Source organism: Fibrobacter sp. UBA3718 (assembly GCF_002371935.1).
GTDB lineage: Bacteria > Fibrobacterota > Fibrobacteria > Fibrobacterales > Fibrobacteraceae > Fibrobacter.
Genome location: NZ_DFHR01000013.1, coordinates 497,083 through 515,922, shown reverse-complemented (window position 1 = coordinate 515,922; position 18,840 = coordinate 497,083). Strand labels below are relative to the sequence as shown.

General features: G+C 48.6%; 25 protein-coding genes. 11 read left to right on the top strand and 14 right to left on the bottom strand.

All coding sequences use genetic code 11. From position 1 onward, the window contains the following. The first annotated feature begins 19 nt into the window (after window positions 1–19). The 8 genes from B4A77_RS05490 to B4A77_RS05455 all read left to right on the top strand — a co-directional run bounded on the left by B4A77_RS05490 (window position 20) and on the right by B4A77_RS05455 (window position 6,526). On the top strand, window positions 20–1,024 hold the full coding sequence (locus B4A77_RS05490) for a DUF362 domain-containing protein (RefSeq protein ID WP_073116308.1): 1,005 nt from the start codon (window positions 20–22) through the stop codon (window positions 1,022–1,024). An 81-nt stretch (window positions 1,025–1,105) separates the two neighbouring features. Then, the gene (gene tatA / locus B4A77_RS05485) at window positions 1,106–1,309 is read left to right on the top strand and encodes a twin-arginine translocase TatA/TatE family subunit (protein ID WP_073054810.1); all 204 of its coding nucleotides are present in this window, start codon (window positions 1,106–1,108) and stop codon (window positions 1,307–1,309) included. Continuing rightward, complete coding sequence (gene tatC, locus B4A77_RS05480; protein WP_290739023.1) at window positions 1,309–2,190, top strand: twin-arginine translocase subunit TatC; 882 nt, start codon at window positions 1,309–1,311, stop codon at window positions 2,188–2,190. The genes tatA and tatC overlap by 1 nt, the downstream gene beginning before the upstream one ends. A gap of 54 nt (window positions 2,191–2,244) precedes the next feature. Continuing rightward, a complete protein-coding gene (gene larB, locus B4A77_RS05475) occupies window positions 2,245–2,973 on the top strand; it encodes a nickel pincer cofactor biosynthesis protein LarB (RefSeq protein ID WP_290739021.1) in 729 nt (242 codons plus the stop codon). Beyond that, window positions 2,970–4,262, top strand: a complete 1,293-nt coding sequence (larC, locus tag B4A77_RS05470; protein WP_290739019.1) for a nickel pincer cofactor biosynthesis protein LarC — start codon at window positions 2,970–2,972, stop codon at window positions 4,260–4,262. Before larB ends, larC begins: the two co-directional genes overlap by 4 nt. A 39-nt stretch (window positions 4,263–4,301) precedes the next feature. Further along, complete coding sequence (larE, locus tag B4A77_RS05465; protein ID WP_290739017.1) at window positions 4,302–5,117, top strand: ATP-dependent sacrificial sulfur transferase LarE; 816 nt, start codon at window positions 4,302–4,304, stop codon at window positions 5,115–5,117. Window positions 5,118–5,186: 69 nt separating this feature from the next. After that, a complete protein-coding gene (locus B4A77_RS05460) occupies window positions 5,187–5,705 on the top strand; it encodes a helix-turn-helix domain-containing protein (protein ID WP_290739015.1) in 519 nt (172 codons plus the stop codon). Beyond that, window positions 5,606–6,526: an IS3 family transposase gene (locus tag B4A77_RS05455; protein WP_349678380.1), complete on the top strand. Its 921-nt coding sequence runs from the start codon at window positions 5,606–5,608 to the stop codon at window positions 6,524–6,526. The genes B4A77_RS05460 and B4A77_RS05455 overlap by 100 nt, the downstream gene beginning before the upstream one ends. 269 nt (window positions 6,527–6,795) lie before the next feature. On the opposite strand, the gene B4A77_RS05450 is transcribed toward B4A77_RS05455, so the two are convergent. Beyond that, a complete protein-coding gene (locus B4A77_RS05450) occupies window positions 6,796–7,029 on the bottom strand; it encodes a hypothetical protein (protein WP_073054800.1) in 234 nt (77 codons plus the stop codon). Then, window positions 7,019–7,477, bottom strand: coding sequence for a type II toxin-antitoxin system VapC family toxin (locus B4A77_RS05445; RefSeq protein ID WP_073054798.1), 459 nt, complete (start codon window positions 7,475–7,477; stop codon window positions 7,019–7,021). Before B4A77_RS05445 ends, B4A77_RS05450 begins: the two co-directional genes overlap by 11 nt. 317 nt (window positions 7,478–7,794) lie before the next feature. Between B4A77_RS05445 and B4A77_RS05440 the strand changes: the two genes are divergently transcribed. The 3 genes from B4A77_RS05440 to B4A77_RS05430 all read left to right on the top strand — a co-directional run bounded on the left by B4A77_RS05440 (window position 7,795) and on the right by B4A77_RS05430 (window position 8,645). Next, window positions 7,795–7,977 (top strand): hypothetical protein, encoded by a 183-nt coding sequence (locus B4A77_RS05440; RefSeq protein ID WP_290739013.1) that lies wholly within the window; start codon window positions 7,795–7,797, stop codon window positions 7,975–7,977. A gap of 123 nt (window positions 7,978–8,100) precedes the next feature. Then, a complete protein-coding gene (locus B4A77_RS05435) occupies window positions 8,101–8,391 on the top strand; it encodes a DUF7724 family protein (protein WP_290739011.1) in 291 nt (96 codons plus the stop codon). 68 nt (window positions 8,392–8,459) lie between these two features. Beyond that, window positions 8,460–8,645: a hypothetical protein gene (locus B4A77_RS05430; RefSeq protein ID WP_290739009.1), complete on the top strand. Its 186-nt coding sequence runs from the start codon at window positions 8,460–8,462 to the stop codon at window positions 8,643–8,645. A gap of 272 nt (window positions 8,646–8,917) precedes the next feature. Here the strand turns inward: B4A77_RS05430 and B4A77_RS05425 are convergent, their stop codons facing one another. From B4A77_RS05425 to B4A77_RS05375, 12 genes are all read right to left on the bottom strand, one after another. After that, window positions 8,918–9,013, bottom strand: coding sequence for an LEPR-XLL domain-containing protein (locus B4A77_RS05425; protein ID WP_290739006.1), 96 nt, complete (start codon window positions 9,011–9,013; stop codon window positions 8,918–8,920). Window positions 9,014–9,041: 28 nt separating this feature from the next. Continuing rightward, window positions 9,042–10,184 carry an FISUMP domain-containing protein gene (locus tag B4A77_RS05420; protein ID WP_290739003.1) on the bottom strand — a complete coding sequence of 381 codons (1,143 nt, stop codon included), beginning with the start codon at window positions 10,182–10,184 and terminating at the stop codon, window positions 9,042–9,044. Between the two features lie 67 nt (window positions 10,185–10,251). Further along, window positions 10,252–10,311, bottom strand: a complete 60-nt coding sequence (locus B4A77_RS12880; RefSeq protein WP_414654929.1) for an LEPR-XLL domain-containing protein — start codon at window positions 10,309–10,311, stop codon at window positions 10,252–10,254. Window positions 10,312–10,362: 51 nt separating this feature from the next. Further along, window positions 10,363–11,484, bottom strand: coding sequence for an FISUMP domain-containing protein (locus B4A77_RS05415; protein ID WP_290739000.1), 1,122 nt, complete (start codon window positions 11,482–11,484; stop codon window positions 10,363–10,365). Then, window positions 11,481–12,209 carry a nucleotidyl transferase AbiEii/AbiGii toxin family protein gene (locus B4A77_RS05410; RefSeq protein WP_173319812.1) on the bottom strand — a complete coding sequence of 243 codons (729 nt, stop codon included), beginning with the start codon at window positions 12,207–12,209 and terminating at the stop codon, window positions 11,481–11,483. The genes B4A77_RS05415 and B4A77_RS05410 overlap by 4 nt, the downstream gene beginning before the upstream one ends. Before the next feature lie 318 nt (window positions 12,210–12,527). Then, window positions 12,528–12,962 carry an LEPR-XLL domain-containing protein gene (locus B4A77_RS05405; RefSeq protein WP_290738995.1) on the bottom strand — a complete coding sequence of 145 codons (435 nt, stop codon included), beginning with the start codon at window positions 12,960–12,962 and terminating at the stop codon, window positions 12,528–12,530. A gap of 23 nt (window positions 12,963–12,985) precedes the next feature. Then, on the bottom strand, window positions 12,986–14,110 hold the full coding sequence (locus tag B4A77_RS05400) for an FISUMP domain-containing protein (protein WP_290738992.1): 1,125 nt from the start codon (window positions 14,108–14,110) through the stop codon (window positions 12,986–12,988). A 259-nt stretch (window positions 14,111–14,369) separates the two neighbouring features. Next, window positions 14,370–15,734, bottom strand: coding sequence for an ATP-binding protein (locus B4A77_RS05395; protein ID WP_290738989.1), 1,365 nt, complete (start codon window positions 15,732–15,734; stop codon window positions 14,370–14,372). Between the two features lie 122 nt (window positions 15,735–15,856). Continuing rightward, window positions 15,857–16,258, bottom strand: coding sequence for a hypothetical protein (locus B4A77_RS05390; protein ID WP_290738985.1), 402 nt, complete (start codon window positions 16,256–16,258; stop codon window positions 15,857–15,859). Window positions 16,259–16,348: 90 nt separating this feature from the next. Then, complete coding sequence (locus B4A77_RS05385) at window positions 16,349–16,774, bottom strand: hypothetical protein (protein WP_290738982.1); 426 nt, start codon at window positions 16,772–16,774, stop codon at window positions 16,349–16,351. Between the two features lie 122 nt (window positions 16,775–16,896). After that, on the bottom strand, window positions 16,897–17,580 hold the full coding sequence (locus B4A77_RS05380; RefSeq protein WP_290738979.1) for a DUF4405 domain-containing protein: 684 nt from the start codon (window positions 17,578–17,580) through the stop codon (window positions 16,897–16,899). 29 nt (window positions 17,581–17,609) lie between these two features. Then, window positions 17,610–18,773, bottom strand: a complete 1,164-nt coding sequence (locus B4A77_RS05375; RefSeq protein WP_290738976.1) for an ATP-binding protein — start codon at window positions 18,771–18,773, stop codon at window positions 17,610–17,612. Window positions 18,774–18,840: the final 67 nt, after the last annotated feature.

The window sequence follows — 18,840 nt, the reverse complement described above, 5'->3', positions numbered from 1 at the left end:
GACAGGCTCAAGGTAAACTATGGACAGAAGAGACTTTTTAAAAACCGCAGGCGCAGCAGCACTCGCTTCCGCCGTATTCACACCCGCTTTCGCGAAAGGGAAATCCATGGAACAGAAGGAACCCGGAAAGGACGTTTCCAACGTCTATTTCACCAAGGACCTGAGTGCCGCAGGCCTCATCAAGTTGTACAAGAAAATCAACGAGGGCATCACCGGACGCGTGGCCATCAAGCTCCACACCGGCGAAAAGAACGGCCCCAATATCCTGCCTCGCGAATGGGTAAAGGAATTCCAGGCGCAGGTGCCCAACTCCAAGATTGTGGAGACCAACACCTGGTACGAAGGCGACCGATATACTACCGAACAGCACCGCGAAACCCTCAAGGTGAACGGCTGGACCTTCTGCGACGTGGATATCATGGACGAAGACGGCGAAGTGATGCTCCCCGTAAAGGACGGCCTCATTTTCAAGGAAATGTCCATGGGCGCACATATCAAGAATTACGATTCCATGATCGTGCTGACCCACTTCAAGGGCCACGCCATGGGCGGTTACGGCGGCTCCATGAAGAACATCGCTATCGGTTGCGCGGGCGGACGCCTGGGCAAGAAGATGATTCACGAATACGTGAAGGGCGGCCCCACCAAGATGGAAGCGGGCGGCACGGCAGGCTGGAAAACCAGCGGAGCCCTGTTCATGGAAACCATGGCCGATTCCGCAAAAGCAACCTGCGACTTTTTCAAGGGGCACATCTGCTTTATCAACGTGCTACGTCGCATGTCCGTAGATTGCGACTGTGCAGGGCTTTCTGCAGCGGAACCCAAGTGCCGCGACATCGGCATTCTCGCCTCCACAGACATCGTGGCGGTGGACCAGGCCAGCGTTGACATGGTTTACAAGCTCCCGCCCAAGGAACTTCACGACCTCAAGGAACGCATCGAGACCCGCGAGGGCCTGCACCAGCTGCCCGCCATGGAAAAGCTGAAGATGGGTAACCGCAAATACAGGATTATCGAACTGTAGCCTAGTTCGCGACGGCACCGTAGATAAATTCTCGTCACCGTCGCGGATTATGTTATATTTCTAAGAAAAGGCAGGTAAAATATGTCCCTTGGAATTCCAGAAATAATCCTGATTGTGGTCGTGGTGCTTCTCCTGTTCGGGGCAAAGCGCATTCCTGAACTTGCACGTTCCCTGGGCAAGGCCCAGAACGAGTACAAGAAGGCGAAAGACGCCCTGAAGGAAGAAGCTGAAGACCTGCAGAAGACGGTGGAAAAAGCCGCCGAGGCAGAAGAAAAGAAAGGCTGATGTCCTCCAAACAGGATCAAGAGGCTACGCTGATTTCGCATTTGGAAGCGCTCCGTCGGGCGCTTTTGCGTTCTATTGTCGCCCTTGCCATCGGCATCGTGCCCCTGTTCCTTGTTTCGCCCTACGTTCTGGACTGGTTCTGTAAGCAAATTGCCCTGCAGGGCGGCGTCACGCTCCATTACTTTTCCCCGATGGAAGTGTTCCTGCTGCAGCTCAAGATTTCTGCACTGCTGGACTGCGTGCTGTTTTCGCCCTACATCGCCTGGAACATGTGGCAGTTCGTGCTCCCCGCCCTATACGACAACGAAAAGCGATTCATCCGCTCCATCGTGGCCATGACCAGCGGGCTCTTTATCGCAGGCGTCGCCTTCTGCCTTGTCGTATGCTTCCCGCTGATTGTACAGTTCGGCATGAGCTTTGCAAGTACCACCCTGCAACCCGTATTCGGCGTCTCTAACCTGGTAACACTCGCGCTCTGGCTTTCGCTCGCGTTCGGATGCATGTTCCAGTTCCCGCTAGTGACCTACGCGCTTATCCGTGCGGGCATCGTGAGTTACGAAACCGTCTGCAGCAAGCGCCCCTACGTGGTGGTGGCAATCCTTGTGCTAGCGGCCCTCCTCACTCCCCCCGATGTTGTTAGCCAATTGTTGCTCGGAGTCCCGACGTACCTGCTCTTCGAAGCGGGTCTCCTTGCGGCCAGGCGTTACAAGGGGCGTGCCTTGAAAGAAGTCCACCCCGAAAACGCCCCGAACATCGCGCCACGAGATTCGACCGCGACGGAATCGGAACCTGCGCAGACCGATGACATCGATTTTGCAGCACCTTCTTCCAAGTTCCAGGTCGGCGCAGAAAAAGACGCCGACAAGTGGAAACCTTATTGATTTTTAGAAAAAATTATTTGCCTTAGAGTCAACTCTAAGTGATATATTAGAAGTATGAAAAAGTTTGTCTCAAAAGATTCCTTTGAAGACCTCGGTTTTGCCAAGCTGGACGTGAGCCGCGAATCGCGCACAGGCACCAGCGAGGCCGTTTATTGCGCAGGCAAGACGTCTGAACAGCTCCTGAAAATTCTTAGAAAGTTCCGGGACAAAGGCTGCCGCGTGCTCGGAACAAAGTGCAGCAAGGAACAGGCGGAATTCATCGCAAATGCAGGCGAGAAAATCTGCTACGACGAACTTTCCCGGACGATTTCACTGGCAGATGAAACGCCTGCCAGGCAGAAGCGCGGGCGTTCCGGCGGCAAGGCATCGCAAACGGTTGCAAAACTCGGGTCGGTGGCTGTTTGTTGCGCAGGAACGGCGGACCTGCCTATCGCCGAAGAAGCCGCCAAGACTCTGGAATTTAACGGCGTGAAAGTCGTGCGCCAATACGACGTAGGGATTGCGGGGCTGCACCGTCTACTTTCAAAGGTAGAGGACATCCGCAAGGCCTCGGTGGTTATCGCCGTCGCCGGAATGGAAGGAGCGCTCCCCGGCGTGATTGCCGGACTCGTGAAAGCGCCCGTGGTTGCCGTGCCCACGTCGGTCGGGTACGGGGCATCCTTCGGCGGGATCAGCGCACTGCTCACCATGCTCAACACCTGCGCCGAGGGCGTGACGGTGGTAAATATCGATAACGGTTTCGGGGCGGCCATCGCCGCATTTAGAATGTTGAAGGTGAAATGATGAAATATCTCTATCTTGATGGATCTTGCGGTATCAGCGGCGATATGACGGTTGCTGCGCTTCTTGGACTTGGCGCATCACGCGAAAAACTGGACGCAGCGATTGCGGGGCTCGGCCTAGAAGGCGTCCACGTCCATGTGGAAAATTCAAAGAGTTACAGCATTGCGGGGCTTTCTTTTGCGGTGCATGTTCACGGTCACGATGCTGACCACGTGCATTCTCACGAAGAAGGGTATGTAGAGCATCATCATCACCATGAGCACGGGCACCATCATCACGAACATCGGCACTTGTCCGAGGTTTACGAGATTCTGGATCGCGCCGCAAATGCAGGGGCAGTCACTCCCCGCGCCCTTGAAACCGCAAAAAAGATTTTTCGCATCATCGCCGAAGCCGAGGCGAAGGCACACGGCGTGCCCGTAGAAGAAGTCCATTTCCACGAAGTGGGTGCCGTCGATTCCATCGTCGACATCTTGGCGGTCGCCGTCCTTGCAGATGACCTTGGCATAGAGAAATGCATTGTCACTGGGCTCAACGAGGGCTCTGGCTTTGTGGAAACGCAACATGGTCAATTACCGATTCCCGTGCCTGCGGTAGCGCACATTGCAGAAGCGGCGGGTATCGCGCTTCACATCACCGAAACGAAGGGCGAAATGGTCACCCCAACGGGAGCGGGCATCGTGGCTGCCCTCCGGACAAGCGAACGCCTCCCCGCAAGCTACAAGATTTTAAAATCGGGCGTGGGTCTCGGCAAGCGCGATTTCGGGCGTGCGAACTTCTTGCGGGCACAAATCATCGAGGACAGCGCAAGCGACAAATGCGGCGACGCAACATCCACTACCACAGGCTGCACCCCCGCAGATTGCAGCGTTTTTCAGATTGAAGCAAACATCGACGATTCCACTCCCGAAGAACTGGGCTACGCCATGGACAAACTCTTCGAGGCGGGTGCCCGCGATGTCCATTTTATCCCCTGCTACATGAAAAAGAACCGCATGGGCACTCTTCTGTGCGCCCTCGCCGACAGCGAGCACTTGGCCGCCGTAGAGAAAGCCATTTTCCTGCATACATCGACCGTCGGCGTGCGCCGTTTCCCCGTAGAACGCACCTGCATGGCCCGCAGCACCTTCGAAGTCGAAACGGAATTTGGCAAGATTCGCGTCAAGAAGTCCCTTCTGGGCGACATCGAAAAAATCAAACCCGAATTTGACGACCTGAAAGCATGCGCCGACAAGGCGGGCGTTCCCATCCGCGAAATCCAGAAAGCGGTCGAGAAGAAACTGCTCTAAAAATGAATTGTCAAGCCGCAATTTTGTATTTTACTTTACATGGAAAGTTTAAAACAAAAGTTTGAAAAACTGAAAAACCTCTTGCGCGAAATGGACCGCGTCGCCATCGCATTTTCTGCCGGCGTAGATTCCACATTCCTAGCAAAAGTCGCCCACGACGCACTGGGCAGCAACATGGTCGCCTACACAGTCCAGGCGGGAATGGTCCCCGAGCGCGAAATCGCATTTTCCCGAGAGTTCTGCAAGTTGCACGGAATCCCGCAGCAGCTGATAGAAGTTGACGAAATGCAGGTAGAAGGCTTTGCCGAAAACTCCAGGGAACGTTGCTACTTCTGCAAGCACAACCTGTTTTCGAAAATTACAGAACGCGCAAAGGCCGCAGGATTTTCAACTGTCTGCGAAGGCAGCAATGCCGACGACATTCACGATTACCGCCCCGGAATGCGCGCCCTCCAGGAACTAGGCATCAGGAGCCCCCTCCTGGAATGCGGACTCACAAAAGCAGACATCCGCGAACTTTCGCACCAACTGGATTTACCCACGTGGGACAAGCCTTCCTTCGCCTGCCTCGCAAGCCGCATCCCTTATGGAGAACTCATTTCCCGGGAAAAGCTTTCTATGATATCAAATGCGGAGCAACTGCTTTTTGAACTGGGCTTCAAGCAGTTCCGCGTGCGCCTGCACGGCAACCTCGCACGCATCGAGGTGTTGCCCGAAGATTTCGACAAGGTTCTAGAAAAGCGCGACCAGATTCTCGCAGCCTTCAAGAAAATAGGATTTACCTACATCTCGCTAGACCTGCAGGGTTTCCGCAGCGGCAGCCTGAACGAGACTTTAGCCGCAAAGCAAGTTTAGCCCACTATTGGGCGTTCCCCGGCCAGGGTGATGTGAACCCCAAAAATTGGACACAACTATGAGGTTCTCATGAACGATAAACTATTAGAATGGCAAAAGGTCATTGACCTATATAAAGAAGGTCTTACTCCAAAAGAAATATCCAGAAAAGTGTCGTTTGATGTTCGCGACATATGTCACAAGTGTCGCGAATTTGAGATTTTGGGGCGACTAGTAGAGCCGAAAAAATGTACATTCCGTGCATCGAATGCATTGAAGCAGAAAGCCGTAGAAGCCATCGTTGTTAAATCGCAGCCATATTATGAAGTAACCGCAAAATATGGTATTAGCAGAAAATCACTAATGGACTGGGTTCGCAGGTTTCGTCATGGAGGATACGACGAACTGCTTGCAATAAAACCAAGAGGAAGACCCCGAAAAATGTCAAAAAGCACGTCAAGGATTTCAAAAGGGAAAAGTGAAATCGATCGACTTAAAGAAGAAAATGAATACTTGAAAGCGGAGAACGCCTACTTAAAAAAATTGAAGGCCCTAGACCAAGAAGATGCCGGGATGTTCGGTATAGGGCCGAAATCGTCCGGGAATTAACAAATGAATATGCTCTCAAGTATCTTCTGAAGGCCAGCGGACTATCGCGTTCTACATACTACTATAACCTCCGTAGAAAACCGGACCGCTATGCGGAAGAACGTATCCGAATCAGGTCTGTTCATGCGGCAAACAAGGGACGTTACGGCTACCGCAGGATAGACGCGCAACTCAGAAATGAGGGCTACACGATCAACCACAAGACTATTTGCAGAATTATGAGAGAAGAAAATCTGAAAAACATCCGTAAACGCTGCAAGTACCGTTCGTACAAGGGCGAAATTGGGAAAACTGCGCCGAATAGGCTCAATCGCAACTTCAACCCAAAGGCTCCCGACAGGAAGTGGACAACCGATGTGACACAGATAAATATTGGCGTGAACAAATGCTATTTATCGCCCATACTAGATATGTACAATGGCGAGATAATCTGCTACACGATTTCCAACCATCCGGATCTCAAGATGGTTATGAATATGCTTGACAAGGCGTACTCCTTAAAACGTAAATGGAAAGGGCTAATTCTACATTCCGACCAAGGGTGGCATTATCAACATGTAAAATACCAGAAATCATTACGAGAGCATGGAATTATTCAAAGTATGAGTCGTAAAGGAAATTGTCTTGATAACGCCATGATGGAGAACTTCTTTGGAATAATGAAAACTGAATTTCTCTATCCGAATACATTTCGTGATATAGGTCATTTCAAGCGGGAATTAAAAAAATACATCGAATACTATAACAATGATCGGATAAAGCTTCGCTTAAATGGAATGAGTCCGGTTCAATACCGAACTCATAACGGAGTTTTATCCTAAATTTTAATTGTCCAATTTTTGGGGTTCACATCACAGGGGCCGGGTCGGGTGCTGCTCGCCTCTCGTCACCCCGGACCTGATCCGGGGTCGGCTCATCGAGCCGCTTGCGCGTCTCGCCACCGCGTGGCGGTGCGACGCCCCCTAACGCAGACGCGGGTGTGGAGTGTGGAGTGTGGGGTGTGGGATGTGAAATTGAAAATCCGTCAGCGGGTTACTCAGAGTCCTTGACGCAACGGACAGAACGAAACCAGCATTAATAAAGAAATCTCTTACAAGACTACTTTCGGATTTCCCGAAAATTTCATCACGCCACGGGAAGACTGGACAAACTTGTCCAAATCATCAAATGTCTTGACGTTGTCCACCAAAGAAGAACGCCACTTTGTATAATCAAAGCGCTCTCGCAACAGGGTTGCTATAAAGAGTTCGGTCTCCATTGCACCCATGTTTTCACTTAGGCAACGCATTCCTTTTTCAATGACATCGACAGAACTAGGGCTCATGGTTTTCCTCCACTTCAAGAATGAAAGTCATGGGATTAAGGATTTTGATTTTATCGGTTTGATATTTAAGTAAGCGCTTGTCGGTCGTCAAAAAATAATCACATTCTGCTATAATTGAACTTGCCACATGACACGCATCCATCAATTTAACGCCAGTCGCCGTAATTTCCTTTGCGAGAGACTTTACTTGTCCATCAACATTTTCACTCACATACGTATGCGTGTAAGTATCTATAAAATCCTGGATATCGTTCCTTTTCGACTCAAATCGGTTGGCTGCATTTTCGGCAACAAGAATATACGACGTGACCAAATCGAACACCCCATTACGAATCTGCTGTTGGATTTCCAATTTAGCCTGAGCCTCTAAACTGACCTTTAGTTGAGACTGGTCGTCGTAAGGACGATTATAGCAACAGTTGTCCAAATAAATCTTCAAGCGTTCCATCGAAATCCTCTTCTAAAATATACCTTTCTTTGCACAAAAAAGCAAACACCCCATTTCATATATTCGGGAATATAAGGACAATAACCTAAATCTGTTTTCTTATGGGCGTTCCCCGGCCTGGGGCCGGGTCGGGTGCTGCTCGCCTCTCGTCACCCCGGACCTGATCCGGGGTCGGCTCATCGAGCCGCTTGCGCGTCTCGCCACCGCAATGGCGGTGCGACGCCCCCTAACGCAGAAGCGGGTGTGAAATGTGTAGTGTGGGATGTGGGTTGATAATTCAAAGTATTTTTTTTCAAAAATGTTTGTATATTTATGATATGACTCAGCAAGCGAAAAGAATGCATGAACTTTACGAAGAATGCAAGCACATCGGTCTTTCGGAAACAGCCGATGTTATCGAAAGCGCGGCATCGGCAGAAGAAGCGGAATTCTTCGCCAAGGCTTTCGACATCATCTTGCAGCAGAAGCAAAAGAATGTCGTTGCGGAAAAGGGGTTCTGATTGGCCAAACTTGTCTGACGAATAGGGCTTTTTTTGAAAGCCTGTTTTTTCCTTGGGCGTTCCCCCTGTAAAACCGAGCCAGCCCAGGTTGCCTTTGGCGACAGAATAATGTATATTGTGGACATGGTCAATTCTAAGGCAATCCTGTCAAATGACGGATGTTACATAACCTTCTCCTTTAACGGGCGGACTATACGGTTCAAGGGGCCGTATAGCCTTGTCAAGATTGCAAAGGTGAAGGAATGGGACAACGGCTACCTGGTGGTCGATGCCGTATATAGCCAGAACAAGGACAAACTCGTCGAGGACTATATCGACCTGGTCCCTATCCTTGAAGACCTTTACATCGACCCGAAAATTTTCTTGCAACCGATAACATCTGTCGAGGTGGACAATGTCCGAGCAACAGCTTAATGAAATCGCCGACAAGGCCGACATGATTATCGCCAAAATGCATCCACGCACACGCGAGCGACTCAAAATTGACTGAATCAGGCTCCGCAAAACTTTTCATCAAATCAAACGGCGACACCGTTGTCCAGAAACGCGGCTCTCTTTCCGACAAGGATCTTCTGACCATCCAGAAATACATCCAGAACAACTACTTGACAATGTTCGAAATGTGGTCTCAGCATTCGGAACACGGATTCTTCGGCGAGAACAAGTAAATAACCTAAAGCAGTAAAAGTAAGTATAGCCCACTATTGGGCGTTCCCCGGCCCCAACTTGTCATCCCCGCGAAGGCGGGGATCTCCCAGCGTCGAAGGGGCCGGGTCGGGTGCTGCTCGCCGAGCACGCTCGGCTCATCGAGCCTTGCCGCTCTGTCACCCTGGAGCGGAGCGATAGGGTCCACGGCAAGTCTCGCCACCGCGTGGCGGTGCGACGCCCCCTAACGCAGAAGCAATGTGAAATGTGAAGTGTGTAGTGTGGAATGTGGAATTTATACTGCAAAATCCATCATCAGACGAGGTTCAAGAGCCTCAATACGGTAGTTGTTCTTGGTGGACTGCTTGACAGATTTCTTTATTTTTTTCATGTTCATTTTGTAATCTTACTTATAAATTTTATTTTGACTTAACACAACGGACGGAACGTCCTTCAAGTTTTGTGTAATTAAAATTCGAGGGGCCGTAAATTGAATTGTCTCTATAACCCGTATTGGAGCCCAAAACAAACATTTCACCATCTACAAGGATTTCGCCTGGGTAATACCAATACGTTTCTTTTCCAAGGCAATCTTTGAATTCTCCCGTTGGACGTCTCAAGCCAGCGCCCACAAGGCTATACCCAGTGGTGTTGTAACCGCCGAAGCCGAAGGTGGAACGGACTCCCTCGATGCCATGGTTGTTGCCGTTGGAATTGAGAATGACAACAAAATCATCGTAGGTGAGCAGGCGCCAGTCGTCGGGGCAGATACCTTGGTGGTTTGGCTTTATACTGTCGGCACAGCTCTTGGTATTGCATTCGCTGGGCAATTTCATCATCTCCGCCCACTGGTAGAGACCGCCATAGCGGTCACAGTTGATGGTGTCGTTGTCATAACAATAGCGTTCTACCTTCGAATCGTCAGCCTGGTCCTTGTCGCCGGCGACCATCTCTCCAATATTCAAGTTCTCAGCCATGGCAGTGACCGTCGCCGAGTCGCCTTGCCTGTTTACACCCTTGAACTCCATGTAATAGTAACTGCGTCCGTTGCGCGAATCAGTAAATGTCTTATAAACGCCCTCTTGCCCTATACTTCCAAGTGTCTGGGAATGATCAAACGGCACATATTCGCTACTACTTGAAGCTACTGACGAAGATGATTGTTTCACGGAAGAACTGGAAGACTTTACGGAACTACTACTTTGCTTATTGCTTGATGACGAGTTAACCGACGAACTAGAGTTGTCCTTCTTACTGCTAGAAGATTCACCCGACTTCACAGAACTTGAACTCTTGGAGTCGGACGAGTCCTTTGTTTCTTTCGCGGAACTACTAGACATATTCTCACTACTTGAAGACTTGTCTTTTTCAGAAGTTTCATTACCCGAAGACTTTTTGTCAACAGACGATGAAGAGTCATCCAAATCAGAAGTTACTACCGATGAACTGGAAGTACCGGTTTCGTCGGAACTAGCCGACGAAGAGTCGTCGCAGGCGGAAAGGGCGAAGATTGCCGCGAGCACCGCCACCCACAAGAAACCAAGACCCTTGACACACTTCATACCATTATCTCCTGTAAAAATTTTCACCACCCACAAACCAAGCAATGTGAAATATGGAATGTAGAATTTATACCGCAAAATCCATCATCAGACGGGGTTCGAGTTGTTCGATTTTGAAATTGTTCATTCCGCGATCGTATTTTTTCTTGGCCATATATCACCCTTTTTAACAGAACCGTTAGTCTACTTTTACACACCTGACTGAAAATCCATGTGTCTTATACGCACTCTGTGTATGTCCTCCAAAGCCACTCGTCGTGCTTCTACTTTGGGAGCCTGTCAAAGCAGATGGTTTATCCAAAGATCCTTCTTCTGGATAGAACCAATATGTTGTTTCATCTAAATTTTTAAAATTGTAATTCCAAAGATACCCCGCACCAATCAATGTATAGCCACTATAATTCAAACCACCAAAGAATGTTGCTCTTATATCAGAAACCCCATTCTTATTTTTGTCCGCATGAACAATTATATACATATCATCATATGTTAAAAGTCTCCAACGCTTCGGGCAAATTCCCTGATGGTTTTCGTGAATCGAATCTGCACAACTTTCTGTATTACAACGGCTCGGCAATTGCATCATCTCTGCCCACTGATATAGCCCTCCATAAGTCAAGCAAATCGCAGTATCATTGTTATAGCAGTATTTTTCAATTTTAGATTCGTTAGACTGGTTCAACTTTCCTTCAATCATTTCACCGACATTCAAGTTTTCTGCCATAACGGTAACCGAAGCAGTTTCGCCGCTTTGATTTTTCCCTGTAATAGTCAAATACTTGTAAACACGATGGTCTCTATCATCTTCAAACTCACTATATGAGAGACTTGGATTAAAGTACTCCCCTTTTACAATGCTGCTTGACGATTGAGTAACATTTGAACTAGAACTTGATTGTTTCACGGAAGAACTACTACTTTGGTTCTTGCTTGAAGACGAGCTCACCGATGAACTAGAGTTGTCCTTGTTGCTGCTGGATGAGTCATCGGACTTCACAGAACTGGAACTCTTGGAGTCGGACGAGTTCTTTGTTTCTTTTGTGGAACTACTGGACACTTCGGCGGGCTCGGAACCCTTGACACTACTGGAAGACTTGTCTTTTTCCATATTTGCGTCACTAGACCCATTCGACTCCGCTGACGCTCCGCTCAGGGTGACACTCGAATCAGACGACTCTACAGACGAACTGGAAACACTTGTTTCATCGGGACTAGCCGACGAAGAGTCATCGCAAGCCGAGAATGCGAGCATTGCAAAAGCTACAGCGCTCACCAAGCCGAGTTTCTTTATCGTTTTCATCTCATACTCCTGTCGTTCAAGCCGTTGTCTTTCAGGCAAAGCATGTCAGCGGCAATCATATCGATGTCCCGCTTGAACTCGGCAAAGGTCAATCCGCATTTCCACTTGATACTCTCAAACGCAGCCTGCGTTATTCCCTGCATGACCTGCGAAACATCTAATGGTTCTACGCCCAGTTCCTTTTCCCTGACTTCTTCAAAGACTTCCCGCCATTCGAATTTTTCGTTCAGGCATATCCGATGGATATCCACAATGTCCTTTGCCGACATCCTGAAAATCGCGGTCACCTTATTCGAAAGAATATTCCTGACAGAATCCGTCCTGTAGAACAGGTCCGTTTCGGTTATCTCGCCATAGTGTGCGGCGACATCGTTTACGAAATCGAGTTTCAGCCCCATCTGGAAATCGGGATGTCTTAAGACAAGGGTCCTGAAATCGGGAGACTTGACAAATCCCGTTTCGACACTCCAGTCATAGCCGGCCTTTCGAAGACCATCTAGAACGGCGTCGACATACTGATTGAAGGAATTATCGTTGTTGACAAAGAAATCCAGGTCGTCTGAATAGCGGTGGCGGTAATACGCCCTGCTAAGCGCGGTTCCACCGGTCAGATACAAAGGTGTGCCGCAGTTTTTCACAATATTCAGAACCCCATCTTGGAGCCTGTACAGGTTCTCCTCGTAGAATTCCGAAAGCGAAATCGTATTTTTGTCTGAAGTCGCCATTGCGAAGCCCCCTTCGGACCTTTTCCGTATAAAGTTTTGCACAGTTTTCCGCCCCGCCCCACAGCACTACCAGGTTGTGCCACGGCACCCGCTCCAGCGAACGCAGGAACAGGGCTTCACGGGAGATGCCCCCAACCGAAGACACCGTCCCGTCCACCAGGGGAAGGAGCGTCTCGGCACTCACGCTTGAATCCCAGCAAAGGGGTTCAAGGATGCTGATTTTCGACAAAGGCTGCGCCATACCGTCAATATATAAATTTTTTTACCCAGAATCAACAGGCAGAAGCAATGTGTAGTGTGAAGTGTGGAATTATCCCGCTAGGCGGCAAGGGCATCAAAATCTAGCTTGAGTGTATCATTATTTGGGGCACTAAAAACGGGATTTCCAATATTTGACGGTAACTGATCTGGGAGATTCGTGTTCAATCCAGAAACAAGTGCAGCCAAGGGGACAGATGTTGTCCCATCGGGCAATGCATCTCTATAGTTCTCGAATGCCGTATATACCAAAGACCGTATATTTGAGCCGACACCAGAAAAATATGCAGAAGCAGAATCAAGAGACTCATTCAAGCCAAGTCCAGACAACCGCAAATCATCAACTTCATTCAGGGCACTTTCAACTGTAGTTGAAACATTGGATATATTGTCCCCAAAGTCATCTAAAACAACATCCGCATTCATCATCATGCGGGGTTCGAACTGTTCGATTTTGAAATTGTTCATTCCGCGATCGTATTTTTTCTTGGCCATATATCACCCTTATTATGAATTCGTTAGTCAACCTTTACGCAGCGGACTGAGAATCCATGCGTTTTGTATGTATCCTGCGTACTGTTTGATTTCGAACTTCTTGTTTGAAGTCCAACAAAAGAAGCAATATTATTATCATTAGAACGACCTTCTTCCGGATAGTGCCAATAAGCAGACTCATCTTTATTTCTAAATTCATAGTTCCAATTATAACCAGCCCCAATCAAGGTGTATCCACTATAATTCAAGCCACCAAAGAATGTTGCCCGAACATCAGAAACACCATTCTTGTTTTTATCAGCATGTGCAACAATATAAAAGTCGTCGTATGTTAAAAGTCTCCAACCCTTCGGGCAAATTCCCTGATGGTTTTCGTGAATCGAATCTGCACAACTTTCTGTGTTACAACGGCTCGGCAATTGCATCATCTCTGCCCACTGATATAGCCCTCCATAAGTCAAGCAAATCGCAGTATCATTGTTATAGCAGTATTTTTCAATTTTAGATTCGTTAGACTGGTTCAACTTTCCTTCAATCATTTCACCGACATTCAAGTTTTCTGCCATAACAGTAACCGAAGCAGTTTCGCCGCTTTGATTTTTCCCTGTAATAGTCAAATACTTGTAAACACGATGGTCTCTATCATCTTCAAACTCACTATATGAGAGACTGGGATTAAAGTACTCCCCTTTTACAATACTGCTTGACGATTGAGTAACATTTGAACTAGAACTTGATTGTTTCACGGAAGAACTACTACTTTGGTTCTTGCTTGAAGACGAGTTCTCCGATGAACTAGACGTATCCTTCTTGCTGCTAGAAGAATCATCTGACTTCACAGAACTTGAACTCTTGGAATCAGAAGAGACTTTTGATTCTTTTGTGGAACTACTCGACTTAGTGTCACTACTAGATGACTTGTCTTTGGTTTCGTTTCCCGACGACTTTTTGTCAACAGACGACGAAGATTCTTCTGAATCAGATGACTCTACCGACGAACTGGAAACACCTGTTTCGTCGGAACTAGCCGACGAAGAGTCGTCACAGGCGGAAAGGGCGAAGAATGCCGCCAACATAAAGATGGTTAGAGATTGCTTCCCCTGAAACAAGTTCAGGGTCGCAATGACACGCTGGAAAGACTTCTTCATAAAACATCCCCGTCTATAGTTTATCTTGTTAAATATAGGTAATGCCCCTGCCAAAGTCCATACCCCCCCCCATTGTAAAATTTAGGAAACAAGACAAAAGTCCAGAATAACGCAGAAAAACAACTTTTTTCGATATTTTCCGTCAAATTTTTCTATATGACTCAACTTGGGACATATAGGAGTTATAACTTGCCAAATGTAGGCATTTTATGGTAGATTTGGGCAAAATAAATTATTCAGCAGAAAAATAATTTTCCTACTAAATAATTTTAAGGACATCTTCCGGCAAAAAAACTATTCCATCAGTCTTGTCGCGAGGTCTTTCTTTCAAAAAAAGAACCGGGACGATTTTTTTATACTTGTGGACGAACGGCAATTTCTGGACCTGCTCATTCAGATGGGCAAACAGGCGCCCCGCATTTTCGCCATTCGTCCATTTGCATTCCCCGACAAGTAGCGTTTTCTTGTCCATGCTTTCGGCAACGACATCGATTTCGATCCGTTCTGACTTGCCGACATTGCCCCACCACCTGGAAGCCACATTGAACATCTCGCCACCGACAACCTGCCCGCTAACCGCCTGCCGGCAAAGGCGTTCCCAGCAAAAACCTTCAAATTCAGGGAAATGCTGTTGGACAATTTCTTCTACGTAATCAATACGGCCCAGTTCTAGCAGCGAGCGATACGGACTTATAAACCGGTAATAGAAATTGATGAAAGGGTCGGACAAGTGGTAAATGCCGTGCTTGCTATTTTTTGGATTTTCACCGAAAGGGATTTCCCGGTCCACAAGCTGCATGGTCACGAGCCTTTTTAAAGGGGCGCTCAAAGTCGCCGCATTCTTTTCGGCACGCGCCGCAATCTCCGAAATTCGGTTCGCGCCGTTCCCGATGATTCCTAGAAGTGTGGACGCCTGCACCAGGTCGCGCATGTCGTCGCGCAAAATATGCACAGGCTCGTCGTGAAGGACGCCCAAGGGAGAGAGGGCCAAATCCCTCAGGGCCGACATGAAACTCCGATACCGTTCACGCAATTCCCAATATCGGGGCACTCCGCCCCAAACGGCATATTCAGAAACGGCCTCCTTTGCCGAAATTTTCAACGCAGAAGGCAAGTAAGAAACCGGAATAGGCTTCAACCGGAGAATTTCATGGGCACGCCCATACAATGGCGATTTTTCGTCGAGGGCGACATCGAACATCATCTGTTGCGACGAGCCGCAAATCACCAGGTTGAAGTTCAAGGACTTTTCGTCCAGCAACTTCTGCAGCGTAGAGGGCAACATCTCGCAGGATTTCACAAGATACGGGAACTCGTCCAGGCAGAGCGTAGAACCCTTCGCGCACCTGTAGTTGAAGGCCCTGAAAAGCGACTCCCAGTCGGGGTAAGCAACGGAATCGAACCCCTCATACCGGACTGCAATCGCCATGGCCAGGAAACGCCGCTGGGCGGATTCTTCCGAACGGTCCGCCATAAAATAGATATCGTTTTCCTTCAAGACTCGCTTTAACAAGGTGGACTTGCCCAACCTGCGACGGCCATAGACAACGACAAAAGACGCCCCCTTCCGGGAGAGTTCCACCTTCAGCCTTTTCGATTCTTCTTCACGATCTAGAAATTCCATACCCCTAATATAACAAATTATTTAGCAGAAAAATAATTTTCCTACTAAATAATTTTTAAAATTTAGCCATTTATTGGGCGTTCCCCCGTTTCCGAGGGGAGCCTTTTTGACGATATATCCGTTTATTTCACGAAAGCGGCGAGAAGTTTATGCGCCTCGTCGCCTTCGGCAAAACGGATTTCACCTACGGTATGGTACTCGAATCCCGAGAACTGCTGCAATTGCAGTGCCGCAAATTCGCGGTCCTGCGAATAGCAGAGATTCAGGCGGTAGTTTCCATTGTCGCTTGTTTTAGGACGGCCATTTTTTTGAACGACCGCATCCAGGGCGCTTGGAGAAGCCTCGACAATTTCCTTGACCTTTTGGCCCTCCGTAGGGCTGTAGTCCAGGCATATTCCCACAACGGGCGAATTCGTCTTGGTGTAGGTGACGTTGGTCTTGAAACCGAAAAACTTCTTTTCGGTCTTGATATAGGGCTTGTTGAAGAGGGCGTTAGCCATCTCCATCTTGGAAATGTTTTCCATGTTCTTTCTCTTTTTTAAAATGAATGTTATCGCGCACCCGGTAAGGGCCGCGGCCATTTACTAGTGTTTAAGGCTTGGAGAAAGAACTTGCTAACAGAGCATTCGCTCTAGCGTATAAACGTAATACTCTTTTGATTTCTGATAAACTAGCGGCAAAGGGAAGCCGCATTGGGCGCAAACAGTTGGCCGCGCGATCTTAGTCGGAAATGGAGTAGCCTGCTTGAACGTTGCCGAACTGCGTCCGCCGTCCCCTTGAAGGCCGTTGCCGCGCGATGCACGCAAGGACACCTGCTGGCCCGACCTGCGTGTAAACTGCATGGCCTCGGCAGTCGATTCCCGCAACAGGAACAGCGGACTTTCGGCATGCACATTGTCGGCGGAGACCTTGCCATATTCCGAAGCCCGCCCCATTTCGGTTCCGTAATCGTAAACAAAAGAACCTTCGACAACGGCAGCAAGAATCGCGAACAACGCGACCACAATCATCGAAGAAATATTTTCTTTTACGGACCTCATCACTGAATAAGATAGAATTTTTTTGGCGGAATAACTATCTTTGTTCCATAATTTGAACCGCGCCCTGGGCGTTTATCTATTTCAGGAGCATTTCTCTATCCCGAAAGCCATTTGCGTTCTGCTTATCTTATCCGGGATTGTCGGGTTGAAATTATTGCATTAAAGAGATGCACCGCGACGGCAAACAACACGACAATGGTGATATAGTCCACGAAAAAGAGGGCGTAGCCACGTTCCGCATCAAAGAAGAAGAAGGGCTGTTGCAGGAACATGTATTTCCAGAGCCCGCGAATAACGAAAGCGTAAATTCCGTAGCCTGCCACAAGAATTGCAACCACGCGGGTTGCGATAAGCGCCGCCTTTGACTTGAACGCACCCGCAAGTCCCAAGCGGTTTGCAATCAGGCTCACATGCAGCCCGATGTGGAGCGACATGAACACGTAATACCAGTGGCTTGCAAGCAGGTGCGCCGTGCGGGCAAAATTTGCGCCCGATTCAATCCCGAGCCAGGCGAACACATGGTTCGAAAGCATGATTCCGCTCACCATCAGGAAAATCGCGCACAAAAGGATTTCGCAATTCACGACCGCCTGCAAGATGCGGAATGCATTGTAGCGGCCCTTGAACAGCGAAAGAAAAAATCGCCGGTTCAGCGTGATGTGCACCGCCCACAGAACAAGCAGCACCACGCCCAGAATCTCGTGAACAGCAGTCGATTCAAAGAAGTAATTGCCGCCCATCAGCACGAACGTCGCGATTGTCATCGCGATATCAAGAGGCATACGGATTTTTGCGGAAATAGGCATATCAAGTAAAACTCATCACAGAAAACTTACTACCTGCCAACGATTTTTCCGGCATCCTTGTAATTTACGCAACGGCACCCCTTGAAGCTCTCAATATTATCGCCGGAATAGACAAGGATTTTTTTCATGTTTTCAAATTCTGGAATCGACGCGACCTTCGTAAAATTCTTGAAGTAGTCCGTATTGACTGTCGACGAAGACTTTATCTCGACCGCATTCCAGCAACCTTCGCTCTTGAACAGCAAATCCAATTCAGTCCCGGACTCTGTACGGAAATAAAAGAACTCCGTCGGCATGTTCTGGTTCCATGCAGATTTTAAAGTTTCAAGAATAACAAGATTTTCAAACAAATTACCATGCAGGGGGTCTCGCGCCACCTGCTCAGGGGTTTCAATTCCCAAGAGCCTCGCCGCAAGCCCCGTATCGGTAAAATAAATCTTGGGCGACTTGGTCAAACGCTTCCCCACATTGCCGAACCACGGTCTCAACTTGAAAACGACATTTGAAATCTCCAAAACGGAAATCCATTCGGCGATGGTCTTGTTCGACACACCCACGTCGGCTGCAAGAGAAGACGTATTCAAAATCTGCCCTACCCGCCCAGCCAGGAGTTTCACGAAAATATCAAACCTGTCAAAATCCCTGATGCGGATAAGGTCACGAACATCCCGCTCCACATACGTGCGGAAATAGTCGCGATAATAGATGTTGGGTTCTATGTGGCTATCGAATATCCTCGGCATGCCACCAAAATAGAGGCATTCATCCCTTTTTTGTTCGATTCCGGCAAAGGCCAGTTCCCGCAACGAAAGCGGAAGCAGCGTAAGAATTGAAGTTCGCCCCGCCAAAGTCTGTGAGACTCCCTGCATCAAGGTTAGTTGCTGGCTCCCCGTAAGGATGAACGCTCCATTCCGGTTCAGGGAGTCGCTGACAACCTGGATTTCGCTCAGGAGTTCCGGGCAACGCTGCACCTCGTCGATAATCAGAGGCGGCGGGTTGGAGACCAAAAAACCGCGAGGGTCCTCCTTGGCCATCAGCCGCATGCTAGTCTGTTCCAGGTTTACATAGCGGTACTCCGGGAACGTCTGGCAAGCAAGCGTCGTTTTACCGGACTGTCGTGGTCCAATAAGGGTCACGACGGGGTATTTCTGCGCCATGCCCTTCAGAGATTCGGTCAGTTCTCGCTTAAACATGTATATAATATACATAATTTTATGGATTTTGGAAATTCAACTCCCAAAATCCACAGATTTGTCGTTC